The organism is Leyella stercorea, from assembly GCF_021531355.1.
GTDB lineage: Bacteria > Bacteroidota > Bacteroidia > Bacteroidales > Bacteroidaceae > Prevotella.
Map to the genome: position 1 here is coordinate 46647 of NZ_JADYTS010000011.1, position 13224 is coordinate 59870.

Genomic DNA, 13224 nt, shown 5'->3' on the forward strand with positions numbered 1-13224 from the left:
AACCATATTTATTATGTATAATGGTGATAGTTCAGTTTGCAGACTCCGTGTATTTTGGGCAAAACTTTTTTACCTCCTGTGTGATATTTGCATGCAAAGACTTGAGGTGCTATAACGAAAAAACAGATCACAAGTTATTCTTGGAATTGTTTGCTAAAAACTCTCAGAAAAATTGTAACATTCCTCTATATATTGTATCTTTGCACTTGATAAGTTCGGAAAAATGTCAATTTTGACACAAATCGGAAGTTGTTGATGTAATTATGAAGATAGAAAGAGACATAATAAATAAGTTCAAGGATTGGAAAGAAGCAGAAAAGCATAAGCCAATCCTTCTGAAAGGTGCCCGTCAGATAGGCAAGACATGGGCTATGGAGGAGTTCGGAAGAGAGTGTTTTAAATACACAGCGAAATTTGACTTTGACCGCCAGAAAGAGTTGCAGTCAGCTTTCACTGTGTCAAAAGAGCCTGCACGCATAATTAAGGAACTCGCCCTTTATAGTCCTGTTCCGCTTGTTCCTGGCAAGACGCTGCTCATATTCGATGAAATACAAGAATGCGAGGAAGCGCTCAACTCGTTGAAGTATTTTTGTGAGGATGCTCCCGAATGGCATATTATTGCAGCTGGTTCGCTGTTGGGTGTGGCTGTGAAAAGGCGGAGAATGACCGTACCAGTAGGAAAGGTTCAGGTTATGCGTATGTATCCGATTACGTTTAAGGAATATCTGCGAGCCAGTGATATCCAGACTTTCAATTTTGTTGAGCAGATAGAACAGCCCGAGAAACTGCCTCTTATTATACTTGACAAGTTGAAATCGGAATATCGTAGATATATGGTGTCTGGAGGAATGCCAGAAGCTACCGTAAGTATGCTTGAAAATCAGGGTATGCAAGCGGTGGATGACATTCTTCAAGGTATATTAGACTTATATGAGCTTGATTTTGCCAAGTATGCAGATCCTCGCGAGATACCGCGCATTCATGCCATCTGGCGCTCGCTTCCATCCCAACTTGCAAAAGAGAATCGGAAGTTTATCTATAAGATTATAAAGAAGGGTGCAAGAAGCCGTGACTACGAGGATGCATTGTTGTGGCTTGAAGATGCTGGCATGATATATCGTGTGAACGCGGTCTCGAAACCTGGAATGCCTTTAAGTGCCTACGAGGAGCCGGACATATTCAAGGTCTATGCCAGTGACTGCGGACTGTTGCGGAGATTGGCTGGGCTGCCAGGAAGCATAGTTATTGACCCGACTGCCAACTACACCGAATTTAAGGGAGCGATGGCTGAGAATGCAGTGCTGCAAAGTCTGTTGCCTTCATATGGTTCTATTCCTTACTATTGGTCTTCGGAAGGAAAGGCTGAGATAGAGTTTCTGTTACAGCGAGAAGACGAGATAATTCCTGTAGAAGTAAAGGCTGAAAATTGTGTCAGTGGCAGAAGTATTGTTGTGTACAACGAACGTTACCAACCCAGGAACCGCATACGTTTCTCTTTCCTTAATTTGCAGCAAAACTGTGGAATGCTTGCATGTCCCTCCCCTTTAACGGAATGGGCTATGAAGTGGCTAATAAAATAAAACCCACCCCCAACACCTCACTATCTCAATCGGAGCGAGCAGCGCTTCGCTCCTATATTTGCATTCTTGACCGCTCAAAACTGCGAGCTGAACGCGCGAGGAAATCTTTAGCTCAAAATTCGTGAGTTTTGAGCGGTTTTAGTTATATCGTTTATACACAGCGAGTTATGTCGATAGTGGCTTTGCGGTGCAAGTTTATGCTTCAAAAAAAAGCTCCTTTTTACTTCAAAAGGACAACTATTGCATTGCAACTGTAGTCCTTTTGCAATGCAATTGGGGCTTCGTTGCACTCCAAAAGTAGTCCTTTTGCAGTGTAACGAAGCCTTGAATGATGAAAAACACGAAGATTGACGTTGCCCAACCACTAAAAAACGCCAATTGAAAACTCTAAAATCAATTTTTCGTTTGTAACACTTTTTTACTGCCTGTACGATATTTGCATGAAAAATCTTGTACAATTTTTATTACAAAATCACATTTTTTCATTTTTCTTTCGTAACTTTGCATTCGGACTGAAAAGCCAGACCGCTGTTGTCGCAAAAGAACGTGTTCTTATCACATATGACAACCGACTCGGCAGCCTACGCCGTGCAGAGTGTATTAAGGTCATCAATATGACATATCTACACAAAGCGGGTATTGGGTGGGAAAAGCAGTCCAGACATATTAGGCGTTTACAAACGTCACGTTCAACGTACACTCTGAAACGTGAGAAATTTCAAGATACATGTACTGCATTGAACATGGCAACGGTAAATGTCCAGGGGTGTGATATACCTTTCGTATTTTCGCAGAAGCATTTATTGTGTTCTGACATTTTGTCGTACAATTATTTGCATCATGCCGAAAGTACGAATATTGCTATATATCATATCGGCGTGGGCTATACTGTTGTTCGTTCAGCAGTATAGGCACTTCTCACGGCCTCAGAGTGAGGATCGGACAACGGACGGTTCACGCTTTTTTTGTCTGTACCAACATAATTCTGTCTAGAATTAAGTTAAGCGATATGAATATCGATGGCTGTATATCGGAAGATATACACACCTCGGGAGGTGGTGAAATCCCTCCCTGCGCTGGACTTACCTCCAACGCCCTCCCCAAAGCTCAAAGCTGTAAAAAAGCAGAGAGTTCACATACCGGGGTGTCCACCAGCTATGCACTTTCGGGAGACCCTCCCCATTGGTATGCTCTACGCTGCACTTACGGCAGAGAAAAGACCGCATACGAATATATGACGGCAAAAGGCATCACAGCATTCTACCCTACACAAACGACAGTAAAACTAATTAAAGGCAAACGCAAAGCTGTAACCGAATCACTATTACCAAACATTTTCTTTGCCTACGGAACCTTAGACCAGATAAAACACTTCGTTTACGACAACGTAAACCTTCCCTTCCTCCGCTTTTATTATCGTCACACCCATGTTGGCAGCCGAATCGAAAAGACCCCAATGATTGTACCCAACCATCAGATGGAAAGTCTAAGAATCATCTATGCCGCCGAAACAGACAACACTATAGTGTCATTAGCCGAAGTGCCAAAGTTCAAGAAAGGACAGATGGTGAGAGTAACGGACGGAGCATTCAAGGGAGTGGTAGGAAGAGTGGCAAGATGGCAAGGACAACAGAGAGTGGCTGTTGTGATGGAAGAACTGGTAACTGTGGTGACAGCGTATGTGCCGAGTGCGTTTTTGGAGAAACAACAATAAATATAAAACTCAAGCTATGAAAGGTTTCAAAGAAATAACACCTATAAGGAAGTGGCGGTTATTATACGCTGCAATAATTTTCGCGATTAATATTATTTCAGTATTCATACTCTATACCCATTATGGACCTCTAACAGAGAATGGCAATAGGTACTATCATTATTTCGACCTGTCATCAATGGACTGGTATGTTCTTGGGCATTGCTTATGTGCTTTTGTCTTTTTATTGATTCCTTGGATATTTTTCAACAATTATTCTTCAAAATCATTCATTGGATTATTCCCTACCAAGAGTAGATTTGGCAAATGGTGCTCGTCATTATTAATTGGATTAAATTTTGGAACGGGTGTGCTTTTTACCGTTTCATTTCTATTAATAACAATCGAATACATTACAAATAGTTCAAGAGTCATGGCAGAAGACTTGGAGACTATAGAGTTAATATTGGCATTCATTAGTTGTTCTATATTTTGGGGAATAGTAGATTTGGTATATTTTGCCACTCATAGGAAAACAATTATCTAAAACAGATGAATAAACTACAAGAAATAGACCAAGAAATTACCTATTGGTATCGAGAGCGACTGAAACTTCTTCATCCTCTCCGACAACTCTTTTGGGAATGTACCCTACGTTGCAATATGGCTTGTAGACATTGTGGCAGTGATTGCAAGACTGTTTCAAATGTCCCAGATATGCCATTTGAAGATTTCACACCAGTGCTTGACGAGGTGCGACTCCATCAACCCCACATAAAAACAATGGTCTTTACTGTAGGTGGTGAACCATTGGTCAGAAAAGACATTATTGAATGTGGACGTGCTATAACAGAGAAGGGATTCTTATGGGGAATGGTTTCTAATGGCAAGCTTATCGATTCTTATATGATGAAAGAGCTTTCGGATGCTGGTCTGCGTTCATTGGCTGTTGATGTTGACGGATTGCGCGACACACATAATTGGCTCCGTAATGATAACAATAGTTTTGATGTTGTGTATAATGCTATTGGACATATAAAGAAGGCTCCTCATTTAATTTGGGATGTCATCACATGTGTAAACAGTAGGAATATATCGCAATTGGAAGAAATAAAACGCATGCTTATTGAAGCTGGTGTCACGAAATGGCGTTGTTTTTCAATAGTACCAATGGGCAGAGCTAAAGATGATAATGAATTGGTTTTGTCTAACAGTCAGTACCGTTACCTTATGGACTTTATTGTAAAAACACGAATGGAAGGCAAGATACAACTGTCGTATGCATGCGAGGGATATTTGGGAGATTATGAAGGACTTGTGCGTAGGTCGCATTTCCTATGTAGTGCTGGTCTCACGACGGCATCTGTGCTGAGCGATGGTTCGATTTCTGGTTGTTTGAGCATCCGAAGCAACTATCATCAGGGAAATATATATAAGGATGATTTTTGGAACGTATGGCAAAACCGTTTCAACAAATATCGCAATCGTGAGTGGATGCGCAGTGGTGAGTGTGCCGACTGCAAGGTGTTCAAATATTGCCAAGGCAATGGGATGCATTTGAGAAATAATGATGGAAGCCTAATGTTCTGTAATTATAACAAACTTTTTAATAGCAAATGATATGGATAAAGAAAAAGCTAAACGCGCAGCTGCTCTTTCTGCGGCAGCTGCTGTAGGAAGTATTGGAGGATCATTTGGGGCGGATGTAATAATCGACAAAAAATCAACCGATAACGATAGTCCAGAAGAAGATTTTATTGTTGAGGTTGTGAATGAAGACAATGTACAAGATCAACTAAGTCCGCATGCACTTCAAGACTTTACTGAAGATATAGATCAAACGATTATGGTTGATCCTCTTGAACCAGAAGAGCCTCTTAAACCAGAAGAACTGGTTGAACTGGAAGAACAGGTTGAACAGGTTGAACTGGGAGAACCAGTTGAGCTAGAAGAACCTCTTTATCTGGAAGAGCCTCTTGAACCAGAAGAACCAGCTGAACCGGTTGAACCAGTTGAGCCAGAAGAACCGGTTGAGCCAGAAGAACCAATTTTTATAGACGACCCTTTAGGCCCTATACAAGATGATGTTTTAATGTACGGAGGTCCTGGTATGTGCGATAATATGATATATCCAGAACCTGTCATGTATGGTGGTCCTAATGATGATTTATATGTCAATGACATAGAAGGGGTCTAAAATATCATTTCAAAACATAAAGCTTATGAAAAAGATTTGTATCAACAATCGCGACGAGATGATTCTACTGTTTGTCGATAATATTGCATATATCATGGCAGACGGCAACTACACCAAAATATGTTATATCGGTGGACTTTCTACGGTACTATCGTTGGGTATCTCAAAGATTGAGACTATGTTGTCGCAGGCTTACCCCAAAGGAACGACGAGTCCATTTATACGCCTTGGACGTAGCGTTATCATCAACCAGATGTTCCTCTACGACATCAATGTTCTAAAACAACACCTTGTGCTGTCCGATTGCCTTAAAAATTCGGTAACGCTCAAACTTCCCAAGCCATTGCTTAAGAAATATAAGGATATGGTGAGCGGAAGTAGCAACATAACTGTAAAAAAATAGTTATGCAAGAAGTTATTATCGGTAAGGAGGGAACACAGAAGTTCCCTATCAACAATTCGAGAGTGAGCCGACAACATGCCAAGATTACTGTATCGGACAGTGGACAATGGACTCTTGAAGACCTTAATTCCACCAACGGCACTTATATCATCGACGACAACGACGAACTTGTTCAAATCAAGAAGGTGAACATCACTGAGTTTACTCGTGTCGTCCTTGCCGACCAAACGAGTATGGGGTTCTCATTTTTTGCCCACCATGTTGTTGAGGATGATCCCAAAAATTACAAGGCAGAGTTTCAATATGTTCTTCGCATTCACGACAAGGCTTTGAAGGAGAAAGCTGAGATTGATGCCAAGATACAAAAGAAGAATATGATGAGATTCTTGCCGGGTGTTGTCTCGGCAGTCATTGGTCTTTTGCTCACATTGCTTCTTCCCTTCAACCAGAAGGTGTATGGTGTGGCTGTAACAGCTGTGTTCACGGCTCTTCTGCAGGCTATCATCAACTTCTATTTGGGCAAGGACTCCAACTTGAAGAATTTCAACGCCAAATATTCTAACAAACTTATATGTCCTTGCTGCTCTAAACTTCTCTCCGAGATAGAATTTAAAAATCAAATGTGCAGCAGGTGTAAAGCTCATGCATAACATTAAAAACAAAGAAAATAAATATGAAGCGACTGTTCTCTACTATCATTGCTATGCTTCTGCTCTGTATGTCGGCAGAGGCTCAGAAAACCTATGCCATCATTACGGGCGTGTCAAACTATGAGGGCGACCAGAACGACCTTGCCCAGTCTACCAAAGATGCCAAGCGTCTTGCCTCGCTCTACAAGACCAAAGACGCTACTGTGGTTTTGCTTACTTCCAAGAATGCCACACGTGCCAATGTCATTGCTGCCATCCGTAAGGTGAAGGCTGTTGCCAATGCCAACGACCACATCGTGTTCTCGTATAGCGGACATGGCATGGAGAATTATATATGCACTTATGTGTCGGGGGGCACGAAGATGCTTTCTTATAATGAACTGTTCAGCGAGTTGGACAAATGCCAGGCTAAGGACATCGTTTGTTATATTGACGCTTGCTTCTCAGGAACTGCTGTTAGCAATATGAATACAAAAGAGATGAACTCCAAGGACATGAACCGCATTGCTTGGAAAACCATCGTGAAGAACAATCCTCGATATATTGTCTTTCTGTCCTCACGCTCTGATGAACTCTCGGCAGAAAGTCCACTTGTTGGTTCGGGATTCCTCACCAATGGTGTCATCAAGGGATTGCGTGGCAAGGCTGACAGCAACGACGACAAGAAGATTACTGTGATGGAATTGTTTAAGTATGTACATAAGGATGTGCAACTGCATAACAACAAGCAGCATCCGCAACTGGTCACTTCCAAGTCACTATACGATAATGTTCTAATGAGCTGGTAAGGAATTTCAATATGGCAGAAGATAATAAAAGAAAATTAATAGCAGCCAAATGTCCCAAATGCGGACAGGTTGTGAAGTTCTATATGCCTGAACAGGGATGTGTGGTAAAACTAAAATGTCCGCAACAGCAATGTGGACATGTTTTTGGAGTGAAAATCACACAGAAGGAAATTCATCTTGGCAATGGTGCCACACAGCAACAGCAAGGAGAATCTCATCCTGTCACCGACCCTATTGTGAACACTGGTGGCACTCCTTCGGGTGTTATTGCCCGACTGTTGCAGAAAAAGAAGCATTTCTACAACAAGGATAAGTTTCATGAGCTGCATCTGGGTGCCAACACCATTGGTATGTTCGACCCGCAGTCGCCTTCCGACATTATGATTGAGGGCGACCGTACCATCAGCCATCGCTCTGTTACTATAACGGTTGAGTCTGTGGGCAGCTCCTATAAGTATCTGTTCTCTGTCAACCGTTCCAAAAATCCTGTTTATCTCTCTGGCAAACCTATTGCCGAGGGCACATCTATTTATATCCAGCCAAACCAGGAGTTTGTGCTTGGTAGAACTCGTTTTTGTCTTTCTAAATAAACAACATGATACATAACGCTCTAACTATCGGCTCCTCATTGAAAGGAGCCGTTCTTTATACTATAGCAGAGCCATTGCATAGTGGTGGCTTTGGCATCACCTATCGTGCCACAGCCCAAATAATGGTGGGTAACATTCCGCAGACTGCCACATTCACCATCAAGGAGTTCTTTATTGGCAAGATTTGCTCAAGGGATGTCAATGGCAATGTTGTGGTGGCTGCTGAAAACCAGCAGGCGTTTAAGAATGCCAAGGCCGACTTCAAGACCGAGGCTGAGATTCTGCACTCGCTCAAACACGACAACATAGTGCCTGTGAACGAGGTGTTCGAGCAGAACAACACTGTGTATTATGTCATGAGCTATCTCGGCAATGTGTCGCTCTATCAGTATGTGGCTGAGAATTGTGGGGCATTGCAGGAGTCTCAAGCCAAAGGCATCATCTTGCCGCTTACGAGTGCTCTTGCCTATCTGCACAACCGCAACATCCTGCATCTCGACATCAAGCCCGACAATATCATGATGGTTAGGCATGGCAACACTATAAAACCTGTATTGATAGACTTCGGTCAGGCTATGTATTTCGTCAATGGCAAGCCTAAAAAGGATAAGGGCATCCGTGGCTATTCCAAGGGCTATTCTCCTTTGGAACTGAAACAAAACGTCAGCACCTTCTCTCCCTCGCTCGACATCTATTCGCTTGCTGCCACATTGCTCTATATGCTTAGCGGTATTGACCCGTGTGATGCTGAGGAGCAAAGTATTCACAAAATCTATAAGACATTGCCTGAATCTGTGTCGTCGAACACAATGGATGCCATTATATGCGGATTGCTTAAGGACGCAGCCGACCGACCTAACGACATTGCTTCCTTCCAGAATATATTGGAGCATGGCAAACCTTCAACTGCCAACGGCTCATCCTCTAATAATGCAGGCGACGGACGTACTCCAACCGACCCTATCATTCCTGATTCTCCTAAGCCTATCGGTACAAAACTCATTGCTATAGCATGTGTGGCTGTAGTGGCTATTGGTGGATGGTTTGCCTGGGATAAATTCTATAAAGGTGGCGGGGGCAATGCTACTGAACAAACTCCAGCAGCTAACGATACGTTGCCGTCTCAGAAGAAGGACTCCACGTCTGCCACAGCTGACACTGAAAAGAAAGCGTCTATAGAAATTGTTAAAGCTCCTGTAGCTACACCCTCTAAAAAGGAGGAGCAAAAGCCAACTCCTAAAAAGGAGGAGCTAAAACCAACTCCTACCCCATCTCCCAAGCCTACTCCATCTCCCAAGTCTGGCACAGTAAATCTTGGTTACGCCACATGGACTGGTGGTCTGCTTAACGGCAAGCCTCATGGCGAGGGCACAATGAAGTTCCATAGCTCTCATGCCATTAGCGGTTGTTCTATGACCCCTCAAGCAGGCGATTATATCATTGGCTACTGCGAAAACGGAGTGGTTCAGAATGGTGGTCTCTACCGTGATGGAAAGAAGATAGACACTGTCATCAGATAATAACATTATAAAAGAACAACAACAATCATGCGAAAGATATTATTATCCTTTTTCATGCTTTTTGCAATAATGTCTACTGTCTTTGCCCAAAAGCTCAAGGTGGAGTCCTTCAAACTTGCTTCAAACGACATCACTGCCCAATCGCACCCTCGCAAGGACCTCAACAATCTTAATTGTGCTCTTGTCAAGGTGGGCATCGCTCTCGACGGCGTTAAGTTTGATGGTAGCATCATGGGTGAGCCCGTTCAGAAATTGGGCGAGTATTGGGTGTATATGCCTAAGGGTGTCTCTATGCTTCAGGTTCTGCATAAGAACTACACTCCCCTTATGGTCAATTTCTACGACTATGGCGTTGGCAAGGTGGAGAGTGGAATGACATACATCCTTACTTTGTCAAAGCCTTCAGGCAGCACAGAGCCTGCTGATGCTGGAGGCAACTTCTATGCACTCACCGTTAATCCCAAGAATGCTGTCGTCACCATCGATGGCAATCAGCAGACGGTATCCACCGACGGTGAGTATTCAGCCATGCTTCCTTATGGCAGTCATACTTATAAGGTGGAGGCAGGAGGCTATATAAGTAAGAGTGGCTCGTTCACCATCAGCAGCAGCGACATGACTCCCATCAATGTCAGCCTTGTCTCTGCTATGGCTACAGTCTCTGTAACTTGCCCGACACCTGCCGTGTCGCTATATGTCGATAAGAAATCCGTTGGCACGATTCCTTGGACAGGAAGTCTAAAAGAGGGTATGCACCTTGTCGAGGCAAAGAAGGAGGGCTACCGCAGTCAACAGCGTACCATCAATCTGTCTCAACAACAAAAACTTGATGTGGCTTTTAATGAACTCGTAGCCATACAGGGCAACCTCTCTGTAAACTATAAGCCATTTGGGGCAGATGTCTATATTGATGGCAATAAGGTTGGGCAAAGTCCACGTGTGTTTAATGGGATATTGGTGGGCAATCATAAGGTTGAAATTAAAAAAGACGGCTATGGTACGGACAGCAAGACGGTAAGCATCTTGGAGGGTCAGACAGCTTCTCTGTCGGGGGTGTTGAAAACCAATGCCTCATCGTCTGTAGCTTCAGGAACTTCATTGGCGGGCAATACAATCTCCATCCCCGTAAAGGATGGCATCAGCATTGATATGGTTCGTGTTGAGGCAGGAACGTTTACAATGGGAGCGACTCCAGAGATGAAGGAACCATGGGATGATGAAAAACCTGCCCATCAAGTTACTCTTACCAACGATTATTATATTGGTAAATACGAGGTAACACAGGCTTTATGGCAAGTAGTTATGGGCAATAATCCTTCTTATTTTAAGGGTGATAACTTACCCGTAGAACAGGTTAGTTGGAATGACTGTCATGAATTTATCAGCAAGCTGAACAGTATAACTGGCAAGAAATTCCGTCTCCCCATAGAAGCCGAATGGGAATATGCCGCCCGTGGTGGAAAAAAGAGTCGAGGCTATCAGTATAGTGGTAGCGATAATCTTTCTGATGTGGCATGGTATAAAGATAATAGCAGCAGCAAAACTCATGCTGTTGGTTCTAAGCAAGCTAATGAATTAGGCATATATGATATGACTGGTAATGTATGGGAATGGTGTCAGGATTGGAATGGTTCTTACAGTGGTTCCTCACAGGTAAATCCTACAGGTGCTAATAGTGGGTCTGACCGCGTGCGCCGTGGAGGTAGCTGGTTCTACGATGCCAGGGGCTGTCGCTCGTCTGACCGTGGCAGCGACACGCCTGGCCGCCGTAGCTTCAACATTGGGCTCCGCTTAGTCCTCTCCGAGTAACGACTTTCTTGTTTTGAGTCATCCACTCTTATTATTAATGTCCTAAGCCTCAAAACGAGATGTCTTTGCTTGATTTTTATTCGCTGCCACCGAATAAAAACACCATATTTTATTTTGTGCCACCGAATAAAAATAAGTGTAAGGAAACATAAACAACAACTATGCGAAATATTCTTTTATCCTTCTTCTTGCTCTTTACGGCAATATCATCAGCCATAGCTCAAAAGCTTACAGTCGAGTCCTTCAAGCTTGCTTCAAGCGACCTCACTGCCCAGACTCAGCCACGCAAGGATACAAACAACTGCAACTGTGCTGTTGTCAAAGTACTGTTTGTTGGCGACATTATTGATTTCGGTGGAAATATTGTCAAGCCTGTTGTTAAGTACACGAATGAGACTTGGGTGTATATGCCACAAAGATCACGGCAATTAAAAATCACAACCAAAGACTATCTTCCGCTTATGGTTACATTTGAAGACTACGGAGTGGATAAATTGGAGAGCAACCGTACGTATGTGCTTACGCTTGTTGGGAACACTCAACAACAAGCGCAGCAATCCCAAACTCTTACCATAAAATACTCACCGTCTATAGCTACTGTTCTTGTAGACAATAAAATGATTAATTGCTCAAATGGCGTGGCACAAACGACATTACCAGTAGGTCAACACTCATACATTGTCTTTTGTAATGGATATGAGTCTGAAGAAGGCATGGTAAAACTTAAGGCATCAGCACCAAGCAATCTTCAGATAACTCTAACTAAAGAAGCAACGGCAACACAACAAAGTACTGTTTCTCAACCAGCAGTAGCTCAGCAACCTGTTGTTCAACAACCCGTAATTCAACAACCAGTAGTACAAACTCCAGTTACTAACAGTGATAATATCACTATTCCCGTAAAGGATGGCATAAGCATTGATATGGTTCGTGTTGAGGCAGGAACATTTACTATGGGAGCGACTCCAGAGATGGAGAATCCTTTGGATGATGAGAAACCTGCACATCAAGTAACTCTTACCAATGATTATTACATTGGTAAATATGAGGTGACACAGGCTTTATGGAAAGCAGTGATGGGTAACAATCCTTCGTACTCTAAAGGTAATAACTTGCCAGTGGAACGGGTTAGTTGGGACAACTGTCAAAAATTTATCAGCAAACTGAATCGTATAACAGGCAAGACGTTCCGTCTTCCTACAGAAGCCGAATGGGAGTATGCCGCTCGTGGTGGAAACAAGAGTAGAGGTTATCAGTATAGTGGTAGCAGTAACCTTTCTGATGTGGCATGGTATGAAGATAATAGCGGCAACAAAACTCATAATGTAGGTTCTAAGCAAGCTAATGAATTAGGTATATATGATATGAGTGGTAACGTACATGAATGGTGTCAGGATTGGTATGATAAATACAGTAATTCTTCAAAGGTAAATCCTACTGGTGCCAATAGTGGATCTTACCGCGTGAGCCGGGGAGGTGGCTGGGCTAACTCCGCCGGGCTCTGTAACTCGTCATCCCGTGTCAACGAAACGCCTGGTAACCGTAGCGGCAGCCTTGGGCTCCGCCTAGTCCTCTCCGAGTAACTACTTCTTGTTTTTGAGTTATCCACTCTTATTATTAATGTCCTAAGCTTCAAACAAATATAAATTCTATGCGTAAAACACTTCTATCCATCGTTTTGCTCTTTGCGGCAATATCATCAGCCATTGCGCAAAAACTAACCGTCGAGTCCTTCAAGCTTGCTTCAAGCGACTTGACTGCCCAAACTCAGCCACGCAAAGACCTTAACAACCGCAACTGTGCCTTAATCAAAGTTGGTCTCGGACTGCAAGGTGTTCAGTTTGAGGGCAGCATCATGGGTAATGTGGAGAACAAGACTGGAGAGTATTGGGTGTATATGCCCCAAGGCAATCGTATGCTAAAGGTGAAGCACGCTAACTATGCTCCAGTAATGGTGACGTTTGCTGATTATGGAGTGGAGAAGGTGGAAAGCA

General features: G+C 43.1%; 13 protein-coding genes and 1 pseudogene. All 14 read left to right on the top strand.

Annotation, left to right across the window (positions count from 1 at the left end):
* Nucleotides 1-263 precede the first annotated feature (263 nt).
* On the top strand, nucleotides 264-1580 hold the full coding sequence (locus I6E38_RS04625; protein ID WP_235392916.1) for an ATP-binding protein: 1317 nt from the start codon (nucleotides 264-266) through the stop codon (nucleotides 1578-1580).
* Between the two features lie 440 nt (nucleotides 1581-2020).
* Entirely contained in the window at nucleotides 2021-2491 is a 471-nt protein-coding gene (locus tag I6E38_RS04630) for a hypothetical protein (protein ID WP_235392917.1), read from the top strand.
* 98 nt (nucleotides 2492-2589) lie between these two features.
* Nucleotides 2590-3294 (top strand): UpxY family transcription antiterminator, encoded by a 705-nt coding sequence (locus tag I6E38_RS04635; RefSeq protein ID WP_262912328.1) that lies wholly within the window; start codon nucleotides 2590-2592, stop codon nucleotides 3292-3294.
* Nucleotides 3295-3310: 16 nt separating this feature from the next.
* Nucleotides 3311-3820: a hypothetical protein gene (locus I6E38_RS04640; protein WP_235392919.1), complete on the top strand. Its 510-nt coding sequence runs from the start codon at nucleotides 3311-3313 to the stop codon at nucleotides 3818-3820.
* Nucleotides 3821-3825: 5 nt separating this feature from the next.
* Nucleotides 3826-4893, top strand: coding sequence for a TIGR04133 family radical SAM/SPASM protein (locus I6E38_RS04645; protein WP_235392920.1), 1068 nt, complete (start codon nucleotides 3826-3828; stop codon nucleotides 4891-4893).
* A 1-nt stretch (nucleotide 4894) separates the two neighbouring features.
* The gene (locus I6E38_RS04650) at nucleotides 4895-5470 is read left to right on the top strand and encodes a hypothetical protein (protein ID WP_235390216.1); all 576 of its coding nucleotides are present in this window, start codon (nucleotides 4895-4897) and stop codon (nucleotides 5468-5470) included.
* 25 nt (nucleotides 5471-5495) lie between these two features.
* Nucleotides 5496-5873 carry a hypothetical protein gene (locus I6E38_RS04655; protein ID WP_235390215.1) on the top strand — a complete coding sequence of 126 codons (378 nt, stop codon included), beginning with the start codon at nucleotides 5496-5498 and terminating at the stop codon, nucleotides 5871-5873.
* Between the two features lie 2 nt (nucleotides 5874-5875).
* Nucleotides 5876-6523, top strand: a complete 648-nt coding sequence (locus tag I6E38_RS04660; RefSeq protein ID WP_235390214.1) for an FHA domain-containing protein — start codon at nucleotides 5876-5878, stop codon at nucleotides 6521-6523.
* 23 nt (nucleotides 6524-6546) lie between these two features.
* Nucleotides 6547-7311: a caspase family protein gene (locus I6E38_RS04665; RefSeq protein ID WP_235390213.1), complete on the top strand. Its 765-nt coding sequence runs from the start codon at nucleotides 6547-6549 to the stop codon at nucleotides 7309-7311.
* Between the two features lie 11 nt (nucleotides 7312-7322).
* Nucleotides 7323-7901, top strand: a complete 579-nt coding sequence (locus I6E38_RS04670; RefSeq protein ID WP_235392921.1) for an FHA domain-containing protein — start codon at nucleotides 7323-7325, stop codon at nucleotides 7899-7901.
* Between the two features lie 5 nt (nucleotides 7902-7906).
* The gene (locus tag I6E38_RS04675) at nucleotides 7907-9421 is read left to right on the top strand and encodes a serine/threonine protein kinase (RefSeq protein ID WP_235392922.1); all 1515 of its coding nucleotides are present in this window, start codon (nucleotides 7907-7909) and stop codon (nucleotides 9419-9421) included.
* A 69-nt stretch (nucleotides 9422-9490) separates the two neighbouring features.
* Nucleotides 9491-11230, top strand: coding sequence for an SUMF1/EgtB/PvdO family nonheme iron enzyme (locus I6E38_RS04680; RefSeq protein WP_235392923.1), 1740 nt, complete (start codon nucleotides 9491-9493; stop codon nucleotides 11228-11230).
* Between the two features lie 161 nt (nucleotides 11231-11391).
* Nucleotides 11392-12813, top strand: coding sequence for a formylglycine-generating enzyme family protein (locus tag I6E38_RS04685; protein ID WP_235392924.1), 1422 nt, complete (start codon nucleotides 11392-11394; stop codon nucleotides 12811-12813).
* A 68-nt stretch (nucleotides 12814-12881) separates the two neighbouring features.
* Nucleotides 12882-13224, top strand: a pseudogene (locus I6E38_RS04690) (hypothetical protein); the annotation flags it as partial.

Bases quoted from the DNA above. Each gene is read 5' to 3' on its own strand.
- I6E38_RS04640 (WP_235392919.1), top strand. From the start codon at position 3,311: ATGAAAGGTTTCAAAGAAATAACACCTATAAGGAAGTGGCGGTTATTA.
- I6E38_RS04665 (WP_235390213.1), top strand. From the start codon at position 6,547: ATGAAGCGACTGTTCTCTACTATCATTGCTATGCTTCTGCTCTGTATG.
- I6E38_RS04645 (WP_235392920.1), top strand. From the start codon at position 3,826: ATGAATAAACTACAAGAAATAGACCAAGAAATTACCTATTGGTATCGA.
- I6E38_RS04685 (WP_235392924.1), top strand. From the start codon at position 11,392: ATGCGAAATATTCTTTTATCCTTCTTCTTGCTCTTTACGGCAATATCA.
- I6E38_RS04650 (WP_235390216.1), top strand. From the start codon at position 4,895: ATGGATAAAGAAAAAGCTAAACGCGCAGCTGCTCTTTCTGCGGCAGCT.
- I6E38_RS04630 (WP_235392917.1), top strand. From the start codon at position 2,021: ATGAAAAATCTTGTACAATTTTTATTACAAAATCACATTTTTTCATTT.
- I6E38_RS04625 (WP_235392916.1), top strand. From the start codon at position 264: ATGAAGATAGAAAGAGACATAATAAATAAGTTCAAGGATTGGAAAGAA.
- I6E38_RS04675 (WP_235392922.1), top strand. From the start codon at position 7,907: ATGATACATAACGCTCTAACTATCGGCTCCTCATTGAAAGGAGCCGTT.
- I6E38_RS04680 (WP_235392923.1), top strand. From the start codon at position 9,491: ATGTCTACTGTCTTTGCCCAAAAGCTCAAGGTGGAGTCCTTCAAACTT.
- I6E38_RS04660 (WP_235390214.1), top strand. From the start codon at position 5,876: ATGCAAGAAGTTATTATCGGTAAGGAGGGAACACAGAAGTTCCCTATC.
- I6E38_RS04670 (WP_235392921.1), top strand. From the start codon at position 7,323: ATGGCAGAAGATAATAAAAGAAAATTAATAGCAGCCAAATGTCCCAAA.
- I6E38_RS04635 (WP_262912328.1), top strand. From the start codon at position 2,590: ATGAATATCGATGGCTGTATATCGGAAGATATACACACCTCGGGAGGT.
- I6E38_RS04655 (WP_235390215.1), top strand. From the start codon at position 5,496: ATGAAAAAGATTTGTATCAACAATCGCGACGAGATGATTCTACTGTTT.